Annotated in this window: 18 protein-coding genes, 1 tRNA gene and 2 pseudogenes; 8 read left to right on the forward strand and 13 right to left on the reverse strand. The window is 55.0% G+C overall.

Annotated features, from left to right (window positions below):
• The first annotated feature begins 881 nt into the window (after positions 1-881).
• Positions 882-2,207, forward strand: coding sequence for a dicarboxylate/amino acid:cation symporter (locus FIV35_RS22435; protein WP_034138153.1), 1,326 nt, complete (start codon positions 882-884; stop codon positions 2,205-2,207).
• 209 nt (positions 2,208-2,416) lie between these two features.
• On the opposite strand, the pseudogene FIV35_RS22440 reads toward FIV35_RS22435, so the two are convergent.
• A pseudogene (locus tag FIV35_RS22440) lies at positions 2,417-3,153 on the reverse strand (IS66 family transposase); the annotation flags it as partial.
• A 220-nt stretch (positions 3,154-3,373) separates the two neighbouring features.
• On the opposite strand from FIV35_RS22440, the gene FIV35_RS22445 reads away from it, so the two are divergent.
• The 3 genes from FIV35_RS22445 (at position 3,374) to FIV35_RS22455 (ending at position 5,613) form a co-directional block, all read left to right on the forward strand.
• Positions 3,374-4,084: an aspartate/glutamate racemase family protein gene (locus FIV35_RS22445; protein WP_034138555.1), complete on the forward strand. Its 711-nt coding sequence runs from the start codon at positions 3,374-3,376 to the stop codon at positions 4,082-4,084.
• Positions 4,085-4,112: 28 nt separating this feature from the next.
• Complete coding sequence (locus FIV35_RS22450; protein WP_034138556.1) at positions 4,113-4,580, forward strand: RidA family protein; 468 nt, start codon at positions 4,113-4,115, stop codon at positions 4,578-4,580.
• A 127-nt stretch (positions 4,581-4,707) separates the two neighbouring features.
• The gene (locus FIV35_RS22455; protein ID WP_034138557.1) at positions 4,708-5,613 is read left to right on the forward strand and encodes a transporter substrate-binding domain-containing protein; all 906 of its coding nucleotides are present in this window, start codon (positions 4,708-4,710) and stop codon (positions 5,611-5,613) included.
• A 106-nt stretch (positions 5,614-5,719) separates the two neighbouring features.
• Here FIV35_RS22455 and FIV35_RS29970 read toward each other — a convergent pair.
• Positions 5,720-5,896: pseudogene (locus FIV35_RS29970) on the reverse strand (amino acid ABC transporter ATP-binding protein); the annotation flags it as partial.
• A 93-nt stretch (positions 5,897-5,989) separates the two neighbouring features.
• On the opposite strand from FIV35_RS29970, the gene FIV35_RS22465 reads away from it, so the two are divergent.
• Complete coding sequence (locus FIV35_RS22465) at positions 5,990-7,039, forward strand: DUF1338 domain-containing protein (protein WP_034138559.1); 1,050 nt, start codon at positions 5,990-5,992, stop codon at positions 7,037-7,039.
• 103 nt (positions 7,040-7,142) lie between these two features.
• Here the strand turns inward: FIV35_RS22465 and FIV35_RS22470 are convergent, their stop codons facing one another.
• Both FIV35_RS22470 and ydiJ read right to left on the reverse strand, forming a co-directional pair.
• A complete protein-coding gene (locus FIV35_RS22470) occupies positions 7,143-8,030 on the reverse strand; it encodes a LysR family transcriptional regulator (protein ID WP_034138590.1) in 888 nt (295 codons plus the stop codon).
• A 1,244-nt stretch (positions 8,031-9,274) separates the two neighbouring features.
• The gene (gene ydiJ, locus FIV35_RS22475; protein WP_052198979.1) at positions 9,275-12,370 is read right to left on the reverse strand and encodes a D-2-hydroxyglutarate dehydrogenase YdiJ; all 3,096 of its coding nucleotides are present in this window, start codon (positions 12,368-12,370) and stop codon (positions 9,275-9,277) included.
• A gap of 158 nt (positions 12,371-12,528) precedes the next feature.
• Here ydiJ and FIV35_RS22480 point away from each other — a divergent pair, with 158 nt between their 5' ends.
• Positions 12,529-13,431 (forward strand): LysR substrate-binding domain-containing protein, encoded by a 903-nt coding sequence (locus tag FIV35_RS22480; protein ID WP_034138560.1) that lies wholly within the window; start codon positions 12,529-12,531, stop codon positions 13,429-13,431.
• Positions 13,432-13,616: 185 nt separating this feature from the next.
• Here the strand turns inward: FIV35_RS22480 and FIV35_RS22485 are convergent.
• A tRNA-Ser gene (locus FIV35_RS22485) sits at positions 13,617-13,707 on the reverse strand.
• Positions 13,708-13,859: 152 nt separating this feature from the next.
• On the opposite strand from FIV35_RS22485, the gene FIV35_RS22490 reads away from it, so the two are divergent.
• Positions 13,860-14,531, forward strand: a complete 672-nt coding sequence (locus FIV35_RS22490; RefSeq protein ID WP_034098601.1) for a Bax inhibitor-1/YccA family protein — start codon at positions 13,860-13,862, stop codon at positions 14,529-14,531.
• Positions 14,532-14,593: 62 nt separating this feature from the next.
• On the opposite strand, the gene murB is transcribed toward FIV35_RS22490, so the two are convergent.
• The 8 genes from murB to FIV35_RS22530 all read right to left on the reverse strand — a co-directional run bounded on the left by murB (position 14,594) and on the right by FIV35_RS22530 (position 21,439).
• Positions 14,594-15,613 (reverse strand): UDP-N-acetylmuramate dehydrogenase, encoded by a 1,020-nt coding sequence (gene murB / locus FIV35_RS22495; RefSeq protein WP_034138561.1) that lies wholly within the window; start codon positions 15,611-15,613, stop codon positions 14,594-14,596.
• The gene (locus tag FIV35_RS22500) at positions 15,610-16,074 is read right to left on the reverse strand and encodes a low molecular weight protein-tyrosine-phosphatase (RefSeq protein WP_034138562.1); all 465 of its coding nucleotides are present in this window, start codon (positions 16,072-16,074) and stop codon (positions 15,610-15,612) included. The genes murB and FIV35_RS22500 overlap by 4 nt, the downstream gene beginning before the upstream one ends.
• A complete protein-coding gene (gene kdsB, locus FIV35_RS22505) occupies positions 16,074-16,838 on the reverse strand; it encodes a 3-deoxy-manno-octulosonate cytidylyltransferase (protein ID WP_034098606.1) in 765 nt (254 codons plus the stop codon). Before kdsB ends, FIV35_RS22500 begins: the two co-directional genes overlap by 1 nt.
• Positions 16,835-17,020 carry a Trm112 family protein gene (locus FIV35_RS22510; protein ID WP_034138563.1) on the reverse strand — a complete coding sequence of 62 codons (186 nt, stop codon included), beginning with the start codon at positions 17,018-17,020 and terminating at the stop codon, positions 16,835-16,837. The genes kdsB and FIV35_RS22510 overlap by 4 nt, the downstream gene beginning before the upstream one ends.
• Positions 17,021-17,043: 23 nt before the next feature.
• Positions 17,044-18,054, reverse strand: coding sequence for a tetraacyldisaccharide 4'-kinase (gene lpxK, locus FIV35_RS22515; protein ID WP_034138564.1), 1,011 nt, complete (start codon positions 18,052-18,054; stop codon positions 17,044-17,046).
• Positions 18,054-18,482, reverse strand: coding sequence for an ExbD/TolR family protein (locus FIV35_RS22520; protein WP_034098611.1), 429 nt, complete (start codon positions 18,480-18,482; stop codon positions 18,054-18,056). The genes lpxK and FIV35_RS22520 overlap by 1 nt, the downstream gene beginning before the upstream one ends.
• Positions 18,479-19,114: a MotA/TolQ/ExbB proton channel family protein gene (locus tag FIV35_RS22525; protein WP_034098613.1), complete on the reverse strand. Its 636-nt coding sequence runs from the start codon at positions 19,112-19,114 to the stop codon at positions 18,479-18,481. Before FIV35_RS22525 ends, FIV35_RS22520 begins: the two co-directional genes overlap by 4 nt.
• Before the next feature lie 99 nt (positions 19,115-19,213).
• Positions 19,214-21,439 (reverse strand): DNA internalization-related competence protein ComEC/Rec2, encoded by a 2,226-nt coding sequence (locus tag FIV35_RS22530; protein WP_080761454.1) that lies wholly within the window; start codon positions 21,437-21,439, stop codon positions 19,214-19,216.
• A gap of 134 nt (positions 21,440-21,573) precedes the next feature.
• Between FIV35_RS22530 and FIV35_RS22535 the strand changes: the two genes are divergently transcribed.
• Complete coding sequence (locus FIV35_RS22535) at positions 21,574-22,089, forward strand: DUF2062 domain-containing protein (RefSeq protein WP_034098616.1); 516 nt, start codon at positions 21,574-21,576, stop codon at positions 22,087-22,089.

The following is a 22,089-nucleotide window of genomic DNA, read 5'->3' on the forward strand; positions in this document are numbered from 1 at the left end:
GCGATATCAGCCATTTCTTGATGCATCGGTACAATTGGATTCGACCCCATCAATTCAATGATGGGCTGGCGCCAGCTCGGGCCGAAGAAAAACTTAACGTCGTGTCCGGGATTAGTTGACCACTACACACTGAACAAAAAGAGTTCGCCTCGAACGCGGCTAAAGACAGTTTCGAGCGCGCTCTTGGTTCTTCAGTACTAGACAAGTTTCAACTGTACGAGCGCAGACAACGAGAGTCCCTCGCCATGCTGGGCTTCGCCCTCTGACCTGACGTCAGTACCGCCACACAGTTGGAGTGAGAGTATGGCGTGCAGACCGATCGATCTACTCTCTGACCCAAGAGGGTAAATGATTGGCACCTCCGCCATGCTCTCAACTTCTACAGGCTGATAAGTCGTCGCTACTCGGTCAACCGTTAGGGGCTTGGCGCTGCGTACGCTAATGCGTTATTGACCGTATGGATAGCGGCATAGAGATTAGCGATTGTACTTCGTAGCATCCGATGATGGATGCTGCATCGGACAAGCTATTTGCCAACAGCCACTGTCTTACAACAAACAAACTACGAACCAGCGGCTCGCGAAAAACAATAACAACAAGCGCTAACCCTACTTCAAAGTCCTGCCATCGGAATAAACCAACAATCAGACAGGTGCTAATAATGATTGGATTTTACTCGCGAAATTGGGAGTACCTCCCTCTCTACATCCAATCAGAGAAATCACTTAAAGAAATCCGATATCGCTGCTCGTTGAGACAGGCCAAGGATGCCAAATAAGACACTTCTAAACAGCGTTGCATGAATAGTTTCGCTGAAGAAAACAAAAATAGGCATCCAAAAATAGATGGCGATAAACGCCACCGACATATAAAGGCAAATTATGAATAAGCTCATTGTCCGCTTTATATTAATAGCCATGGCACTCGGTATTATACTGGGCGCTGGCGTGCACCATACCGTGACAGACGCAAAGATGCTGACAGACATATCGGGGTACCTTTCTATCGGTACAGATGTGTTCATGCGCCTGATCAAGATGATCATTGGCCCCCTCGTCTTCGCCACATTAGTCCCCGGGTTGGCGCGTATTGGCGACTCAAGTGACATCGGTAGGGTGGGAGCTAAGGCAATGGCCTGGTTCATCAGCGCGTCTTTCATCTCGCTGTTACTCGGTCTGCTGCTGGCCAACCTGCTCCAGCCAGGTGTCGGTATGAATTTGACCTTACCTGCAGCCGATGCTCAAAGCGGCTTAAACACCGCCGCCTTCTCGTTGAAGGAATTCATTACCCACCTCGTTCCACGATCCATTGCCGAAGCGATGGCCCAAAACGAAATTCTGCAAATTGTGGTGTTCTCGATCTTCTGCGGCACAGCTCTCGCTGGCATAGGCCCGAAGGGTGAACCGGTTGTCGCACTCATCGAATCCATCTCCCATATGATGTTGAAGATCACCGAGTTCGTAATGTGGCTTGCACCGCTGGCAGTATTTACTGCCGTTGCAAACATCATTGCGCTTAAGGGATTGGGGATCGTTATCACCTTTGCGAAATTCATCGGCTGCTTCTATCTGGGAATCATCGCCCTTTGGGCCTTGTTGATTATCGCAGGATATTTAGTACTCGGCCGTCGGGTCTTTGAGCTCATCCGCACGGTAAAAGGGCCATTTCTTCTGTCTTTCTTCACCGCGAGCTCAGAGGCATCTTTTCCTCAACTGCTGGTGTGTCTGGATAAATTTGGCGTCAAACGCAAGATCTCTGGATTCGTTTTGCCCCTGGGCTACTCGTTCAACCTAGATGGCACGATGGTCTATTGCACCTTTACCGTCTTGTTCATTGCTCAAGCGTATGGCATCGATATGCCACTGACGACGCAGTTGGGCATGCTGTTGATGTTGATGGTGACGTCGAAGGGCATTGCCGGTGTACCAAGGGCATCGCTCATTGTGATTGCGGCAACATTGACTCACTTTGGGTTGCCTGAGGAAGGCATCCTTTTAGTGATGGCGATCGACACCTTCCTGGACATGGGCCGGTCAGCAACGAACTCGGTTGGCAACTCCATCGCGTGTGCTGTCGTAGCGAAGTGGGAAGGTGCCCTGCAGTCTTCGAAAGAAGCAGAAGCCGAACTGGAAGCGACCAATCTTTCGTTGAAACCCACTATGCCTGAATACGCTGTGCTGGATCGTGAGGAGGCAATGAGAACGTAGCCAGTCAGGACAGATCTTCCCCGACGACACGGATAGTCGCCTACGTAACACATGGCGAGTCACCTAGATGTCTCGCCATTCCCCGCAAGCCGGTTGCCGGCTTACCTTCCGACTGACTGCCCTCTCCTTCTAAACTCATCGCGCGCCCCCCTAGAAGCGGTGCCCTTGGAATCTTCGTAAGTGTCTGTCAAAGGCTCCTTGAGCGGTTGAACGGGCGCCCACTTGTGCGACAACAGCTCAGAAATCTCACACGCCCGCTGCGTCGGCAGTCGCGTGAGAACGTCGGATAGGCATATGGTTCATGGCAATCGAGCCGTGCCTACAGGATCAAGTTCATGATCGCAGCCGCACGTATGCCGCTGCATAGCTAACCCGCAGTTCGAGCACACAAGTTCCGACGGCAGGATCTGATTTTCTATTCGGTCATAAGCAACGGAACTGTACCGTCATCAAATTAGCGCGTCAGCGCTATCCAGCGTTTGAGGCTGTAATCCAGCGCCTTGGCAATAGGTCGATCATCCAAGTGCGGAGCGCATCGATGCTGGGAACTGCTTCTCCCTGCCGTATTCGATGCCGAACATCCAGTTCCAGCTCCCGGACTTCGCGTTCAACTTCATGTAAAGCCGCGATGTAGTGCAGCGCTTTTTCGGCGTGCGAATCGAAGAACTTGCGGCGAGCATGAGTCATGCAGCCAATTTCTGTGATGCCCTGCTCGAAGCCTGCCTTGTAGTCAGCGAAGTGGTCGCAGACCAGCTTACCGTTCCGGTCGCCCAGGAAGGTTCGGGCATGCACGGCTGGGGCTGAAGTCATAGACGACCACTGTGAGGCCGGCGAACTGTCTGGTGGCGTAGGCCCAGACGTAGCCGCGGCAGGTCTTAGGGACGCCTGGAGTCAGCATTTGTACCGGCGCTTCGTCAGCGTGAATGACGCCGTGCGCAAGCACGGCTTAGACACGCCCCCCCGAGCGCATCGAACTTAAACAGGTTGACGCCCTGAATTCAATTTATTCCAAATCAAGATCAATATATGAGAATTAACTGTTTGTTAGAATCAAAAAACTAGGCAAATATGCGTTAGGGGATTGCGCTAGCGCTTCGTTTGATCAATTCGCATCAGCCCGGAATGAACCATAAAACACAATACTTTGCCCTGCCTGGAGTAGAGATTTGAAAACCATCGGAATTGTTGGCGGCGTCGCTTGGCCAAGCTCAATTGTTTACTACCGCGTCATCAATGAGCTCGTTGCAAAACGTCTTGGAGGCGAAGGGCGGCACTGCGCTAAATTGGTACTTGCCCAGACGGACTTTGAGGAAGTTGAGCGCAGACAACGTGAAGGCCGCTGGGACTTGGTCGGTGAATTGCTCGCAGCTGAAGGCAAAAAACTTAAGGCTGCAGGCGCAGACTTCTTCCTGCTGGCCTGTAATACCGTTCACACCGCCGACGAACAGGTTGAGGCGTCCGTTGATCTTCCCTTCCTCCATATTGTGGATCCCGCTGCAGAGTATGTAACTTCCCACGGTTTCAAAAAAATCGGGCTGCTCGGAAGCAAATACACGATGACCGGGACATACTTTGTCGATCGCCTTAAAAAGCGTTACGGGCTCGACGTATTGATTGCGGAAGGAACGCATCAAGATAACGTCCACAATGCGCTGTATGAGGAACTTGTGAAGGGGATTTTTCTGCCCGCTACCCGGGAAAAATTCAAGGAAGCAATTGCTGACCTAGCCGCACGAGGCGCTGAAGCTATCATTCTTGGCTGCACAGAGTTCGGCATGCTTGTAGATCAAGGAGATAGTTCTGTGCCATTGATCGACACAACCGTCATGCATGCACAAGCTGCAGTAGAACTGGCCTTGGGCAATCGCCAATTATAGTGTGTAGCGTGATGTTTTGGAGTGGACTATGGCGCCTGAGGAAAAACTAAAGTACTTGGGTCTTGAGCTGCCTCAAGTACCGGCGCCAATTGGAAATTTTTTACCGTGGCGTCGAGTCGGAAATTTGCTTTATCTTTCTGGGCAAGGGCCGCGAGACGAATTTGGAGCGATCAAAGTCGGAAAAGTAGGCAAAGATTGCTCAGTTGATAATGCGTACGACGATGCAAGACGAGTCGGTTTACAAATACTCGCGTCGATTCGGCAAGCGCTCGGTTCTCTCGACCGTGTCGAAGCGGTCGTGAAACTCTTCGGCATGGTTAACGCGGTTTCGACATTTACTGAGCATCCAAAGGTTATCAATGGGTGCTCCGATCTGTTCATCGAAGTTTTGGGCAAGAAGGGCTGTCATGCTCGATCGGCTGTCGGGATGGACTCATTACCTAATGGCATGACAGTCGAGATAGAAGCCATCATTCAGGTTTCCGAAAGCAACTGATGAAGTCTTTTTGTGAAATGCCTTAACGGCCTCATTGAACAACTATAATAACGAACGTCTATAGTACTAGTCTGCCGCCACACTGTTAGATGAACCTATATACTTTGACAACAAAGGTGCACTTTCAATGAAGATGTCAGCAGGTCTGCTGTACGCTGCAATGCTTAGTATTGCAGCAACAAACCCCGCTTCCGCCGATGAAGCTAACGGAACGCTCAAAAAAATAAAAAACTCCGGCGCCATTGTACTCGCCTACCGCGACTCAGCGATTCCGTTCTCTTACCTTGATAACGATCAACAAACGATTGGTTACTCATGGGATATCGCCAATGCCGTAGCTGCTCGCGTCAAGAGCGAACTTAAGATGCAGAACCTGGAGATCAAGGGCAACCTGGTCACTTCGCAGACGCGAATCCCGCTCGTGCAAAATGGTACTGTCGACATTGAATGTGGTGTCACCACCAACAATATCGAACGCCAACAGCAAGTTGATTTTTCGGTTGGCATTTTTCAGGCAAGTACCCGATTGCTGACGAAAGCGACCTCCGGTGTGAAAGACTTCTCTGACTTACAGGGAAAGAATGTGGTGACTACCGCCGGGACTACTTCTGAGCGCCTGCTTAAGATAATGAATGCCGACAAGCAGATGGGCATGAATATTATCTCAGCCAAGGATCACAGCGAATCGTTCCAGATGGTGCAATCAGGCCGTGCCGTGGCATTCATGCTGGACGACGTATTGCTGGCCGGCTTTGCCTCAAAGACCAACGTGCCTTCCGACTGGGTAATTACAGGACAGCCGCAGTCCCATGAAATATACGGCTGTATGGTTCGCAAGGGCGACCCCTCGTTCAAGAAAGTGGTCGACGAAGCCATCAAAGATCTTTACCAATCCGGCAAAATAAACACTCTTTATTCCAAGTGGTTCGAGAGCCCAGTCCCTCCAAAAGGCCAAAACTTAAACTTCCCGCTCCCCAAAGAGCTTAAAGCACTGATCGATAACCCAACCGACAAAGCGGCCGATCAGCTGTAGATCGAACCTTGTCTAGCAACTAAACAACGCTGCTTACAACTCCGCCAGGAAATCTGGCGGCGGTTTGAGGCGTGGCCATAGCCACACCTCTTTGGAGAACACAAAATTGAGTAGCGCGCTCGTAGCGAGGGGTATCGAAGAAGTCCTGCTTACTACAGTCTTCTATGATTTGTCCGCGATCCATGACTATCACCCGGCTCGCGACTTTTCGAGCGAAGCCCATTTCGTGTGTAACACACATCATGGTCATGCCTTCCGGAGCCAACTCCACCATAAGAACCAGGTATCAAAGTGACGATTACCGCTGATAGATATTTCTGCGGGAACAGCGACTCGCCTGACCAGAAAACTGAATAGAAAAGAAAGGTATTTGCAAATGACACAAGTTCGTGCGCTCCTGGAAGGCAGCCAACTGAATAAGCTGCTGGTACAAGTCGCTGGTGAAAAAGAAGCAACCAATCTATTTACCATGATTAAGGTAGAAGATCCGTTGCTGGCCGAACAAGCTGGCGACATTGTATCTCGCATGGTGTTGGCGCAGTCCATGAACATGCTTTTGTTTGTAAAGAACCTGGAAGCTGTTCCGGACGGAAAGCGTTACGTTGAGGACAGGCTCGCCGCTGGCGGTCAGGTTGTATTTGACCACGGCGCACTACGTACCGTCGCTGCGGCGAACACCGGAGAACTGCCCCAAGGGGAAATGGCATTCAAACGCTTTCTGGAGCCACTGGGCTTTGCTGTAGCTGATGTTTATCCGCTAGGTCGTCTGAAGATGACTGGCAAAGCCTACTGTCATAAGGACGCTCCAGAGCTGGTGACACAATTCTTTGTCTCTGAGTTGCACGTCGACCAGTTCTCTCCTGCTTTCCAAGCGGCGGTAAACAACGTGGTATCCACCTCGCGCGACCCATTGTCACCCCACGCGCAAGCATTGCTGAAGACGCTGGCTGACAAAAATCAACTGGCATTCTCTGATGCGGCCAAACTGCTACCGGAATTGGTAGGCTGCTTTAACGTACAGCACACCACGCCCGCACTGGCCGACTACCAAGCACTCCTTCTGGAATCCGCTGAAATGGCGTGGATTACTACGGAGGGTAATGCCTTCAACCATGCTACCGACCGCGTTCCCGATGTATTTGCTACTGCGGATGAGCTGCGCGCCAAAGGCATGCCAATCAAAGATAAGGTAGAGGTCTCCGCCAGTGGCCGAGTACGCCAGACTGCTTTCAAGGCAGTCCAGGTGGAGCGTGAGTTCATTGATGAAAATGGTCGGCGCGTGACGCGCATAGTGCCAGGATCGTTCTATGAGTTCATAACCCGGGATCGCTATAACGACAACGCAGGGAATAATAAGCTCGACCTACGTTTTGATAGTTCCAACGCACAGGGAATTTTCAAAATGACCGACGTGTCCGCATGTTGAAACATTACTAACATGTACCAAAACCGCGCGACCCTGACGACATCACAGTGACAACGCTGCTGTGGCAGAATAAGTAGCGCGGTTTGCAACCGGCGATGACCATTTAAACTAACAATTTAATCCTCATCATCTCAACAAATTTTTCCGCAGCGATTGAAAGCCGGGCATTCCGTCTACGTATCAAAGAAAACACTCGGGTACACTTATCAGTCTCCTGAAATGGAAGCATGACAACACCGCAAGATTTCGCGAAAGAAGAAATATACTCTGGAACCACCGCAACTCCAGCGCCTGATTGCACCAAGCCTATAGCCGAAGTAAGATCCCCGACCTCAACAACCTGAACGAACCCGATAGCCTCCATATTTGACCTAACTAGACGCCCAAGATTAGTAACAGGTCTAAGCATAATCATTTTTTCTGATGCTAATTGCCTCCATGAAACCTCTTCGCCTTTTGCGAGAGGGTGAGACGGTAGGCATGCAAGTCGAAGGGAGTCTTGATAAATTGGCTCCATGATCAACCGAGAATCATCCTGATCAACAGCTGCTATTCCAAAATCTACTTTACCGTTTAGAACATAGTCAACCGCGTAATCCGTAGACAACTCATAAACCTCCAAGGATATATCTGGATATTCAGCTTGGAATTCGGCTGTCACATCACATAATAAACTATAAAATATCATAGGTGCGGCTGCCACACCCACATTACCCTTGCGAACAGATGTTAAATCGGACAAGCTTCGAGATGCAGCATCAAGTGTACCCAGCAACTCCAAAGCAAACTTATATAGATCGGAAGCCCCGTCCATAGGGACTACCTTGCGTGTAGATCGCTCAAACAAAGGAAAGCCAACTTCCCCCTCCAGCTCCGAGCATAACTTACTAACAGCTGACTGAGTAACATGCAATGCTGACGCAGTTGCAGTAAAGCTCCGCAACTCATAAATCTTCACAAAAACCTTCAACTGCCTAAATGTTATATTCATGAATTTAACACCCAGCACGGCTTCCGAACTCTGAAGCCAATCTAAAAACATATACTCATTATTAGAGTATTCCCCTAAAAGCAAAATTTCGCCCTACATCTACTAGAATAGCAAATCTCCATTGTTTCTAGAAAGCAGCATCACCACTTTCAGAACTCTTCCATTGAACAGCCAGAAGGCATTGCAAATAAACCCTTTACAAACCCCTTAAAAAGCAGTTTCGCACACAACCAGCAGATACTGAACAATCGTATCTTTTAACAATATACCCCTAGACTTTCGGTAGCGGAAAATCGACTTGGCGAATTTGCGGGTTGTCCAGTACCAACAAAATACAATAAGTCGGTAGTACGATCTATTGACGGGCCGTGGTTAGGTCTCCTAGAACTTTGAGAGAAGAGCGCAAACCTAGTCAAATCCGGCACTACGCCATGGGATATTTGTGCGGTTTGCATTGGCCAGCTGCCTCCGCTGACCCAACATTTCTTTGCATCCGGCCCTACGGACGCGCCAGCGTTTGTTTCTATCGTGGTGCTGGCGCTGCCTAACGGTGGCCCTCCCATTAGTAATAGAGAGGTTAATATGAGCACACCTGTCACCAACGACTTCGTCCGCGCGCTAGACCGAGACTACGTGTTTCACTCCTAGTCTACCCAAGGCACGCTAAACCCATTGGTAATCGCCAGGATTGAGGGTTGCAAGCTGTGAGATTTAGATCTGACGGATGACCGTGAAGGAATGATTTTCCCTAGCTCGGTTATTGCCGTCGCATCGTGCAATGCACGATTTACCTCAACCAATTGCTGGCGTGACTGCAAACTTCTCGGACTCAGTTTTTTCCAAGAAGAAGCTTCCTTCGAAAAGTCATTGGGATACTCAGCTAAGCTTTGTATTCATCCATCTCAAATCCCCTGGACACATAATGTGCTTGATCCATCTGAACTGGAAATAGTCTGGGCGAATACGATCATCGATCGCGACTCGGAAGTCGCATGCAGTGCAAATCAACGGGATCATGATCGATAGGCAGGTGATTGAGCGCGCCAAGAAAATTTTGGATCGGGTAACCCGCCAAAAAACGGTGGCGCAGTAAGGCTCGAATTTTGTTATGTGGCGCGCTCTACTGCTTGAGTGATGCTTGTACACCCTCGAATCGTCCTGGAGCTGGTCTCCATCTCTCTGCTAGAACGCAGGGTGGTTTGGGCGGCAAAACGTCATCACGCGCCAAAACTGAGTATGGAAGGCTAGCTTGCTCGTTCATGAAGGTTAATGAATATCTCTCGGGACTCTGCTGATCTCTCCTTCACACTCGCCAGCAGAACCTGCAGCGGATGGAGCACCGTCGCACCCTCCTGTCGCTTAACCTGACTGCGGCAAGAATAGCCATCGGCAACAACTCGTCCCGATTGGTTAAACTTCTGGATGAGCAGCTTCCAGGATTGCCCATAGATCGTCTCCGACGTTTCGGCGTTTCTCGTTTCATGTCCGTAGGTACCCGACATCCCGCAGCAGCCACTTGCTTGTACCTGAAGCGTTAGTCCCATACGTTCAAAGATCTTCTGCCATTGGCCGATGCTTCCTGGTTCATTAGATTTTTCAGTGCAGTGCGGCAGGAAGTGGTAAGGCTCATCCACTTTCGTTACTTCATTTTGCGGCAACGCATTGATAAGCCACTCCTGCGTAAGCATCACCAGGGGAGCTTCGCCGGCGTCCAATATCTTGGCGTACTCCTGTCGGTACACCAAGGTCATCGCTGGGTCGAGCCCCACCAATGGAACTTGATACTGCTGAAGACTGAGCAACGACTTTCCATTGAAGCTGGCAGCCTTCTCAAATGTTTTGAGAAAGCCCTGCACCTGAAGGGGTTTGCCATTAGGCGCGTACGGTGCCAGGTAGACTTTGTAGCCAAGCCGAGAGATCAGCTCCACCCAGTCAACGAGCAACGGTGTTTCAAAAAAACGAGTGAAAGCGTCCTGTACAAGGATGACACTTTTCGCTCGCTGCTCACCTGAAAGAGTTTCCAGGCGTTCAGGCATTGCCACCTCCACGTTCCAGCGCCGGCAAACGGCCGCAAAATCCACCAGGCTGAGTAGAGGGCTATCTACCATCCCGGCAGCTCGTTCGAGTAACCAGCGAACCGGTCGAGCGCTCATCACGAAATTGTAGAGACGCGGCATCTTGGCAATGTAAGGAACTGTGTATTCCAAGGAGCCGATCAGATAGTCCTTGAGGGGGCGCAAATACCGACTGTGATAAAGCTCAAGAAAGCGTGATCTAAACTCAGGCACATTCACTTTGACAGGGCATTGGCCTGCGCATGATTTGCATGCCAGGCAACCTGTCATCGCTTCATAAACCTCGTGCGAAAAATCTTGCTGGCCCATCTTCTGTGCCAAGCTGTTAACGGCCCGATGTGCAAGGTTCTGAGGGGCAGCGGACAAACGCAGCCGATCACTTGCAGCCAGAACATCAACGCCCTGCTCGCCCTGCAATCTCAGCCATTCACGTATCAGCGATGCTCGGCCTTTCGGAGAGTGAATTCGATTGCGCGTAGCCTTCCAGGATGGGCACATGGCGTCATCAGGATCGAAGTTGTAGCAAGCGCCATTGCCATTGCAATGAACAGCAGTGTCATAGCTTTGCCAAACACGCTCATCAATTGTCCGGTCTAAATCACCGCGCAACGCCACTTGGTCAACGCGTGTCAGTCGAGAACCCGGGACAGTTTTCGGCGTTGCAATCTTGCCTGGATTGAGTTGATTGTGTGGGTCAAAGGCTGCCTTCAGCTCCTGTAAAGCCGGGTACAAATCGCCGAAGTAATCTGGCACATACTGCGACCGCAAGCCCTTGCCATGCTCCCCCCATAACAACCCGCCATGTTTTTGAGTCAAGGCAGCGACCGCATCGGAAATCGGTCGGATCAAGGCCGCCTGAACAGGATCTTTCATATCCAGGATCGGGCGCACGTGCAGTACACCGGCGTCGACGTGGCCGAACATACCGTACTGCAAGTTATAGCTATCCAGGAGCGCTCGAAACTCCTGGATGAAGTCAGCAAGGTTTTCGGGAGGAACAGCGGTGTCCTCGACAAACGGCTGTGGTCTGGCCTCTCCTTTGACGTTGCCCAACAAACCCACTGCGCGCTTACGCATCGCATAAACCCGCTTTAGCGCATCAGCTCCGATCGCCAGCGTGTGCCCCAAGCGCACAACAGAGGTATCGCGCTGTAGGTGCAGTACGAATTCATGAACACTCTGCAGAACAACCTCTTCATCGTCTCCGCTAAATTCAATGAGGTTGATCCCCAGCGTCGGTGTATCAGGATCTTCAGGGAAATACTCTGAGACGCCGTGCCAGACAATATCTTTCATCGCCAGCATCAGCACTTTGGAGTCCACGGTCTCGATCGACAGCGGCTTCATTTCCATCAGAGCCTTCGCATCGCGCAAGGCATCCATAAATCCGGCGTAACGTACGTTAACCAGAATGGAATATTTCGGGATAGGCAAGACGTTCAGTTTTGCCTCAACGATGAATCCAAGCGACCCTTCAGAGCCACAAAGCACACTATTCAGATTGAAGCGTCCGTCCGATTCGCGCAGGTGTGCCAGGTCATAACCGGTCAGGCAGCGATTGAGTTTGGGGAAGGTGTTTCTGATCAATTCAGCTTGAGTATCGGCGATGTCCAAAACACATCTGTAGACCTCACCGACCCGGTCTTTGCGCCTTGTCAGCGCGGGCAAATGCTCCGCGTCGACAGCTGAACTGGTGAGACGATTACCGCCAAGCAATACTGTAGAAAGCTCGAGAACGTGATCGCGAGTCTTGCCATAGGTACAGCTCCCCTGACCACTCGCATCGGTGTTGATCATCCCTCCAATAGTCGCGCGATTCGACGTTGAGAGTTCAGGTGCAAAGAACAATCCATAGGGTTTGAGTGCCGCGTTCAACTGATCCTTAACCACACCACTCTGTACTCTGACCCAGCGCTCCTGGACATTGATTTCCAGGATGTTGTTGAGATGCCTGGACAGGTCGACCACCACACCGTCAGTAAGCGATTGCCCATTGGTGCCAGTACCTCCACCTCGAGGCGTGAGCACCACTGTACTGTGCTCAGCATTACTGACCAGCCGCGCCAAAATCTCCACATCCTGCGCGTCCAATGGAAACAAAGCAGCTTGGGGCAGACGCTGGTAAATAGAATTGTCGGTAGCTAATACCGTTCGGTCGCCATAGTTGCGGGCAATTTCACCTTGAAACCCCGCCCCTTGGAGCGCGTTCAGAAAAGCGTCATAGGTCGTTTTCTGGGTATTTGGAGGTGATAACCGGGCAATCATGATGGAATTCCTACGGGCTAAAAAGCTAATCTATGCATTCGCATTACGTATGCTTAGTACAGGGCGCACCGAGTAGCTGCATAAGGTTTCAATGATTCTTGCGCCTACGCACGCTTGGAACAAACGTAATTTCTGCTGGTTTTGCATGAGCTTTATGAATGAACGCGAGAAGACTGACCCCCTCAATGTCGCTGTTGGTTGCCTTCGAAGCTGCTGCGCGCCATTGCAGCTTCACCAAGGCAGCAGAAGAGCTGGCGTTGACCCAGAGCGCTGTCAGCCGCCAGGTACAAACCTTGGAGGCTCAACTTGAAATCGAGCTCTTCAGGCGTGAAGGCCGAAAGATTGAACTGACGGCTGCCGGCGCGCTGTATCAACACGAGTTGACGGCGGCTTTGGGTCGCATTCGAAGCGCAACATTGCAGACCATTTCGTACAAGAATGACGGTGGCCCACTGAGCCTGGCGGTACTGCCGACACTAGGTTCGAAATGGCTGCTTCCACGGATGCATGAGTTCTACGCAAAACACCCGGAAATCCTGGTTCACATACATTCGAGAATCATCCGGGAGGACGTGCACTCTTCAACTCACGACATGAACGCAATCATCTGCGTCGGCTCCGGGGATTGGCCAGGCTACATTTCACATAAGTTGCTCACTGAAAAACTGGTAGTGGTTGCCAGTCCTGCAGCGCTGCCCGAGTACCGCTCAATGACACCTGCGAACGTTGCTGAGCATGCATTGTTAAATGTCGTATCGAGGCCCAGTGCCTGGTCTGACTGGTTCGACAACCATAACGTTGACCACAGAAACATGCGTTCAGGCCCGAGCTTTGAGCTCACGGCTCACCTCATTCAGGCGGTATCAGCAGGGATTGGAATTGGCCTAGTTCCAGAAATTCTTGTGCAGGATGAATTGAAGAGCGGCGAACTCGTTGCATTGTTTGAACCGATGGAAAGCGGTCGTAGCTACTATCTTATCTACGCGACTCGATATCAGAATTTACCCTCATTGAATGCATTTAGTGCCTGGCTTTTGTCGCTACCATTTCCAGACAAATGAGGTGTGAGACTTAAACCGTTGCACTGCTGCCGGCCTGTCACATTTTGCTCCCCCCTCCGCCATACCGGCCCACACGGGCCCTGCCAATCCCGCCACAAACGGGGGTACAGACGGGGGTAGAAACCAAATCACAGGCAAAAAAAATCCCGCAAAGCCCCTGGCTTGCGGGATTTCTCTTTCATGTTTGGCGGGAAACCAGGGATTCGAACCCTGGAGACGCTATTAACGTCCGCCGGTTTTCAAGACCGGTGCATTCAACCACTCTGCCAATTTCCCTTGTGCGACACAGGAGAATAATAGCCCATCCCGTCTCAGCGGGCGCCATAATACCCGAATGAAACACACTGTCAAACTCTCGCCATCGCTTGTTACAGAGCGTCTGTTATGATCTTTGCGACTGAACGTTTCAAAACCCAAGGAGTGTCGCCATGCGCGAACAGAATTACGCAGTGAATGGCAACGCCCAGGCTGAGCAGCTTGAAGTCAGCCGCGTGTTGCGCAACACCTATGGCCTGCTCGCCCTCACCCTCGCCTTCAGTGGCGTGATGGCGTTCGTGGCGCAGCAGATGCGTGTCGGCTACCCGAATATCTTTGTGGTGCTGATCGGTTTCTACGGTCTGTTCTTCCTCACCAACAAGCTGCGCGATTCGGCCTGGGGCCTGGTGTCGGCGTTTGCCTTGACCGGTTTCATGGGTTTTATCCTCGGCCCGATTCTTAACCGCTACCTTGGAATGGCTGGCGGCGCAGAAGTGGTCAGTTCGGCGTTTGCCATGACCGCGCTGGTGTTCGGTGGTCTGTCGGCTTATGTGCTGGTCACCCGTAAAGACATGAGCTTCCTGGGCGGCTTCATCACCGCAGGTTTCTTCGTGTTGCTGGCGGCTGTGGTTGCGGGCATGTTCTTCCAGATCAGTGGCCTGCAACTGGCGATCAGCGCCGGTTTCGTGCTGTTTTCCTCGGTGTGCATCCTGTTCCAGACCAGCGCCATCATCCACGGCGGTGAGCGCAACTACATCATGGCGACCGTGAGCCTGTATGTATCGATCTACAACCTGTTCATCAGCCTGTTGCAGATCTTCGGCATCATGAGCCGTGACGACTGATTCACTGCGGTATAAAAAATGCCCCGCATCGAAAGATGCGGGGCATTTTTATTTTCGCGGGATCAATACTGGTTGGGTTCCATTTCCAGCTCAACCTTGAAGCGCTCGGCAATATCGCGCTGGATGCGCTGGGCCAGGTGGGCGATGTCGTGTCCTGAGGCGCCGCCATAATTGACCAGAACCAACGCTTGCAGCGCGTGCACGCCTGCGTCGCCCTCCCGGAAGCCCTTCCACCCGGCCTTGTCGATCAGCCAGCCGGCGGCGAGTTTCATCTGCCCGTCGGCCTGAGGATAGGCCACCAGATCCGGATACAGCGCCTTGAGCTCTTCGGCCAACGCCTTGGACACCAGCGGATTTTTGAAGAAGCTGCCGGCGTTGCCCAGCACGGTCGGGTCCGGCAGTTTTTCCTGGCGGATACTGCAAATTGCCCGGCTCACATCACTTGGCGTGGCCTCGGTGATGCCCTGCCCGGCCAATCGTTGCTGTACCGGGCCGTAATCAAGCTTGAGGTGATTGGCACGACTGAGGGCAAAGCGCACACGCAGGATCAGCCAACGACCGGTCTCATGCTTAAACACACTGTCGCGATAGGCGAAGCCGCAGTCTTCCAGGCTGAAGTCGCGTAATTCCCCAGTGTGGCGATCCAGAGCGGTCAGGCCTGCAAACACGTCCTTGATCTCTACGCCATAGGCACCGATGTTTTGCATGGGGGCCGCGCCGACGGTGCCTGGGATCAGGCTGAGGTTTTCCAACCCACATAAGCCCTGCGCGAGGGTCCACAGCACAAAGGGATGCCAAGCCTCCCCTGCCTCGGCTTCGACCACTACCTGCATGCCGTCATCCTGCAATATCCGAATGCCTTGGGTAGCCATGCGCAGCACCAGCGCTGGAATATCCTGGGTCAGCAGCAAGTTGCTACCGCCGCCAATCACCAACAGTGGCAGCGACCGCGTCGCAGCATAGGCCAGCGCTTCGCGCACATCGTCATCGCTGCGGGCTTCGGCAAACAGCTGAGCACGCACATCGATGCCAAAGCTGTTGAATGGCTTGAGCGACGCTTGCGGGCGCACATGCAGAGTCATAACCGCCCCTTCAATTCAACCACCAATAAATCGCAGGCCCGCTCGATCAGGTCCAGGACCCGTTCGAAGCCTTGTTCGCCCTCATAATACGGGTCTGGCACTTCGTCCACTTCCCCTTCGTAACGGCGCAAAAACAGGTCAAGTTCCGCCTTGCCCTGAGTGGGTTGGAGCGCCTTGAGGTTGCGCAGGTTGCTATGGTCCATGGCCAGGATCAGGTCGTAACGAGCAAAATCGGCGCGCGAGACCTGCTGGGCGCGCTGGGCCGACAAGTCATAACCGCGCACCAGCGCCGCCCGCTGGCTGCGCTGGTCGGGCGGGTTGCCGACATGCCAGTCGCCGGTACCGGCCGATGCGACCTCGATTTGACCCGCCAGGCCCGCCTCACGCAATTTATGGCGCAGAACCCCCTCGGCAGTCGGCGAACGGCAGATATTGCCCAGGCACACGAACAAGACTTCCATCAAGCCCCCAGCAAACGACGGACGCGCTCAAGGTCTTCCTGGGTATCGACGCCGGCCGGCGGTGCTTCCAGGGCGTCGCCCACATGTATGCGCACGCCATGCCACAAAGCCCGCAGTTGCTCTAGGGATTCGGTATTTTCCAACCAGCACGGGCCCCAGCTGACAAAGTCATGCAGGAACCCGGCGCGGTAGGCATAGATACCGATATGGCGGCGATAAGGCACACCTTCGGGTAACGCGTCGGGGCGCTTGGCAAACGCATCGCGCGCCCAAGGCAAGGTGGAACGGCTGAAAGTCAGGGCAAGGCCATTGATATCGCTGACCACCTTGACCACGTTAGGGTTGAACAGGGTTTCGATATCTTCAATCGGCTCGGCCAGGGTCGCCATGCGCGCTTCACCATGGGCAGCCAGGTTGGCGGCGACCTGATCGATCACACTGGGCGGGATCAGCGGCTCGTCGCCTTGCACATTGACCACGATAGCGTCTGGCGCCAGACCCAGTTGCGTGGCCACTTCGGCCAGGCGATCCGTACCGGAATTGTGATCTTCACGCGTCAGCACTGCTTCAGCGCCAAAGCCTTTGCAAACGTCGATGATGCGCGGGTCGTCGGTGGCGACCACCACCCGCTCGGCGCTGCTTTTACAAGCCTGTTCCCATACCAGCTGGATCATCGGCTTGCTGCCGATCAACTGCAGCGGTTTGCCGGGCAGACGGGTCGATGCATAACGCGAGGGGATGACAACGGTAAAGGCGGTGGTCATTTATCCAGACGCTCTTCGGTGGTCAGGGTGCGGGCTTCGCTCTCCAGCATCACCGGGATGCCATCACGAATCGGATACGCCAGACCGGCGCCTCTGCTGATCAGCTCGGTTTTGTCGGCACTGAGCTTGAGCGGGCCTTTGCAGATCGGGCAAGCGAGGATATCGAGCAGTTTGGTGTCCATGAATATGTCCTGGTAGGCAGCGTTTAAGGCAAGTGACGGGTGGGCAACAGGCGTAAGAGTTGCGCATCGAACCAGGCGACGAACGCCGGCGACGGCAGCGCATCCACCGCAAGGTACCACCAGTCGGGCTGGGCAAAGGCGCGGCACTTCACCGCGTCTTTCTCGGTCATGACCAGCGGCAATGACGGGGTAAAATTCAAGACCTCGGCGCTGTAAGGTGCATGGTCGGCAAAAGCATGGGGTATCGGGCGCCAGTGTAGCGTTTCAAGGGTATTGAAGAAACGTTGCGGGTTACCGATGCCGGCGACCGCATGCACCGCTTGGCCCTTGGCAAAATGATCCACCGGCCGGCGCTCACCGGTCTGTAGGTTAACCAGAGCGGTGGGTTGCAGACTGAAGGCAAACCCGTCGTCGCGGTCACGGGGGGCACCGTTGTACAGCAACGCATCGACACTCTGCAGTCGCTCCACCGGTTCGCGCAAAGGCCCGGCCGGCAGGCAACGGCGGTTGCCCAAGCCACGGGCGGCATCGATCAGCACCAGCTCCAGGTCACGGGCCAGACGGTAGTGCTGCAAGCCATCGTCGGAGAGGATCAGGTCCAACGGTTCGCTGGCCAGTAATGCCTCGACCGCACGACTGCGGTCCGGATCGATCATCAAGGGCACACCGCAGCGCTGCACGATCAGCAAGGGTTCGTCACCCGCCGTCTCGGCGCTATGGCCGGCCTCGACCCGCCACGGCAAGTGCGGCGGCTTGGCGCCATAGCCTCGGCTAACCACGCCCACGCGCAGGCCGCTACGTCGGCAGTGCTCGATCAGCCACAGGATCAATGGCGTCTTGCCGGTGCCCCCCACGGTGATATTGCCGACCACCACCACCGGCACCGGCGCTCGATAGATCTGGCCCTCTCCCGCCAGGAATCGCGCGCGCTTGCGCTCAACCACCCGGCGATACATCGCCTCCAGCGGCCGCAACAACAGCAGCGCCGGATGACCTTCGTACCAGCCTTTAAGCAATCGATCGGACATGGCCATCAGGGTTGGCTCGCCGCCTCGACGGTGCTCATGCGCAAATGGCTGAAGCCAAGTTTGCCGGCGGCGTCCATTGCGGTGATGACGGCCTGGTGCTGGGTCTTGCCATCGGCGCTGATGGATAGCGGCATCTTGGTATCGCCACCGGACTCCTTCTGCAAAGCGTCCATCAGACTGTTGAGATCGTTTTTCTCCAGCACCTGGTTATTCACCGAAAACACGCCCTCGGCGCTGATGGCGATATCCAGTTGCTTGACCTCCTGATCTTCGGCCGGCGAACCGCTCACCGCTTCCGGCAAGTCGACACGCAGCTCGGTCTGCCGGGTGAAGGTGGTGGTGACGACAAAAAACAGCAGCAGGATAAAGACCACGTCGATCAGTGACGCGAGGTTGATATCGACATTTTCCCGTTGCTTGCGGCGAAATTTCACGCTTTGTCCCCAACCAGATCCACGTCACGATCCCCCTGCACCACCTCGACCAGCTTGATGGCTTCCTGCTCCATGCCGACCACCAGCTCATCGACGCGCCGTTGCAGGAACCGGTGGAAGAACACCGATGGAATCCCCACCATCAAGCCCGCCGCCGTGGTAATCAGCGCTTTGGAAATACCGCCGGCCAGCACGGCAGCGTTAGCGCTCATGCCGGTGCCCATGAACGAACTGAAAATATCGATCATGCCCAGCACCGTACCCAGCAAACCGAGCAGCGGCGCCATGGCAGCGATGGTGCCGAGGGCGTTGATGTAGCGCTCCAGTTCGTGGATCACCCGCGCGGCGGCCTCTTCGATGCACTCCTTCATGATCTCGCGACCGTGCTTGGAGTTGGCCAGGCCCGCGGCGAGAATCTCACCCAGCGGCGAATCGGCGCGCAGGGCCTTGAGCTTTTCCTTGTCCAGTTGTTTGTTCTTGATCCAGGACCAGACCTGCCCCAGCAGATGCTCAGGGGTGACACGACTGGCACGCAAGGTCCACAGGCGTTCGGCAACAATGCCGAGCGCGGCGATGGAACTCAAGATGATCGGCAACATCATCCAGCCGCCGGATTTGACCAATTCCCACACAGTGAATGTCCCCTCGAAAAAGTGCGCCACTTTACCATATAGGTTCCGCAGCGGGGTTCGTCGAGCGTGGCACCGCCGACGACCTTCGCGCTTACACCGTCAGGGTAACCGTTCGCGCCAGAAACGCCGTTGACCACGGGCAACGACCGGTTCGGCAAAGGCCCCTAATTGCACGCGTACGGCGCCTTGTTCGGCGCTGTCATAGACCCGACTGCCGAGTGCCCGATAGCGCTCCATGACCTGCGGATGGGGATGACCGAAGGCGTTGCCGCGCCCGCGTGAAATAAGCACAGACCGGGGCGCCAGCCGTTGCAGGAAAGGCCTGGAGGACGAACTTCGACTGCCATGATGCGGCGCTTGCAGCCAGTCGGTGGGCACCGCCAGCGACGAGTTGAGCAGCGCCCGTTCAGCGTCGCGATCGATATCGCCGGTCAGCAGCAGACGCTCACCGTTGGCTTGCACCTGCAAGACGCAGGATTTCGCGTTGCCGCCAATAGCATCAGGCCACTGCCACATTTCAAACATGACCCCGTCCCATTGCCACTGCTCGCCACTGACACAAGGCTGGGTGCCCAAAAACGCCGGCAAGCCCTCGGTTTCGCCGCCTACCACGCGCCTGATCGGCATGCCTCGGGCCACTGCGGCCGCGCCCCCCGCGTGATCGGCATCGGCATGGCTGAGCAATAGCAGGTCCAAGCTGCCCACGCCGAGTTTTTTCAACGACGGCAGCACCACGCGCGCGCCGAGGTCGAGCGCTCCCGAGCGTGGGCCAGCATCGTAAACCAGCGTGTGATTGCGTGTGCGCAGAATCAGCGATTGCCCTTGACCGACGTCCAACTGCAGCACCTCGACCTGCCCATAGGGCACCGGTTCTCGAGGAGGGAACACGGCCAGCAACAACATCGGCCAACCCAGCAGGCGCAGCGGCACGCCTTTGGGCAATAACAGCAACACCGCGCCGAGCAGGCTGATCAGCCAGGCCGCCAAGGGCACCTGCGCCGGTACCCAAGCGGGCGCGTACCCGGCGAGCCAGCCCAAGCCGACGAATAACCCCTGCAACGCGCCACCCGCCAGCCACAACAAACCCTCCCCCACGAAGGGCACCGCCAACAGCGCGGTGCCCAGCAGCGCCAGTGGCAGCACCACCAGGCTGATCCACGGCACCGCCACCAGATTGGCCAGCGGCGCACTCATACTGATGGGCAACCCCAGCCCCAACAACACCGGAAACAGCCCGATGGCGATCACGCATTGCGGACGGGTCCACACCTGCCAAGGGCTCCACGGTCCTAAGCGGCCGCTGAACGCCAGGATCAGCACCGCCACTGCCGCAAATGACAGCCAGAAACCCGCCTGCAGACTGGCCAGGGGTTCCAGGATCAGCACCCCATTGAAGGCCAGCAGCAACGGCCACCACACGCCCAGATGGCGAAAGCGCAAACGCCAGAGCAGCACCAACCCCACCATCACGCACGCGCGCTGCACCGGCACACCGAACCCGGCCAGCAAGCCGTAACTGAGTGTAGCGGCAAAGGCCAGGCCGCACGCCCAGGGTAGCCATGGCCAACCTCGCGGCCAAACTCCGTAACGAGCCAACCCGGCAACCAGCCCGTATATCAACCCCGCCAACAGGCCGATGTGCTGCCCGGAAATCACCAGCAGATGCACGGTGCCGGTGTCCTGCAGAATCTGCCAATCCGTAGCGGACAGACCGGAGCCATCCCCCAGCACCAAAGCGGCCAGGCCCGCCTCGCGGCCTTGGGCATCCACGGCCAGCAGCCGTTGACGCAGGCCATCGCGCCACGCATTGCGCGCCGGGGCCAGGCGCTCACCGTCCTTTACCGAACCGGTTGCACCGATGCGCCGGGCCAACAGCCAGGCTTCGCGGTCAAAGCCGTGAAAATTCAGTAATCCGGACGGTCGTTTGAGGCTGATTGCCAGGCGCCAGCGTTCACCGCTGCGCACGGGCGGACCTCCGCGCCAGGACACGCGGATGTGCTGGGGTAATCGGGCTTTACGCGACCGCCCGTCGATCAGGTCGAAGCGCACGCCATCGTCGGTCTGTTGCGGTAACCCGGCCACCCAGCCCTCGACCCAACGCGTCTGCCCATCCAGCTTCAGCGACAGCCGATCATTCAAGGCCCACTGCGCGCTGAAACACGCCCAACTCAACCCCATCAGAAAAAACGCCAGCGGGTACGTGCGAAATGGCAACGCCATCAACGCCAGCACCAGCATGGCGATCAGCCAGCCCGTGGCGGGCAGTGCAGGTAGAAAAACCAGAGCAAGCAACCCTGATGCAAGCGCGAACATCCCTGTCTTCATGGATCATCCTTTTGAGAGATCCATTCAGTCTTAGTCGTGCATTCGGCGCGGCCTATGATGTTTTGTCACAAAGTCTGAATTTCCTGTTTATAGAATGCGGGCATACTTGCCCCTCGAATCGACCTGGACCCCTTATGCCTCGGCGCTTATTCAAACGGTACATGCCCGACCCCACCAGTATCAGGGAACACAAGTCATTACAGTTTCTCGGTACGTTGTTGCATGACCCGAACCTCTGGCACCTGAATCGGCACTCGGTGGCCCGAGCCATGGCGGTGGGCCTATTTGCGGCGTTCATTCCGATTCCGTTGCAGATGCTGCTCGCGGCGATCCTCGCGATCACGGTACGCGGCAACATGCCGATCGCCATAAGCCTGGTATGGCTGACCAACCCGATCACTATGCCGGTGGTGTTCATTTGCACGTACCTGACCGGCGCCTGGCTGATGAACGTCCCTGCGCGCAGCCTCCCCGACGACCTCACCTGGGAATGGATCAGCGGCCAGTTGAGCACCTTGTGGCAACCGTTTTTGCTGGGTTCGGTGGTATTGGGCCTGGTACTGGGCGCATTGGCCTATTGCCTGACCATGGGTTACTGGCGGTGGTGGGTGGCCCACCAATGGAAGAAACGCAAACAGCGGCGCGGGTAA

The sequence above is a fragment of the Pseudomonas rhodesiae genome (assembly GCF_007858255.1).
GTDB classification, from domain to species: Bacteria; Pseudomonadota; Gammaproteobacteria; order Pseudomonadales; family Pseudomonadaceae; genus Aquipseudomonas; species Aquipseudomonas rhodesiae.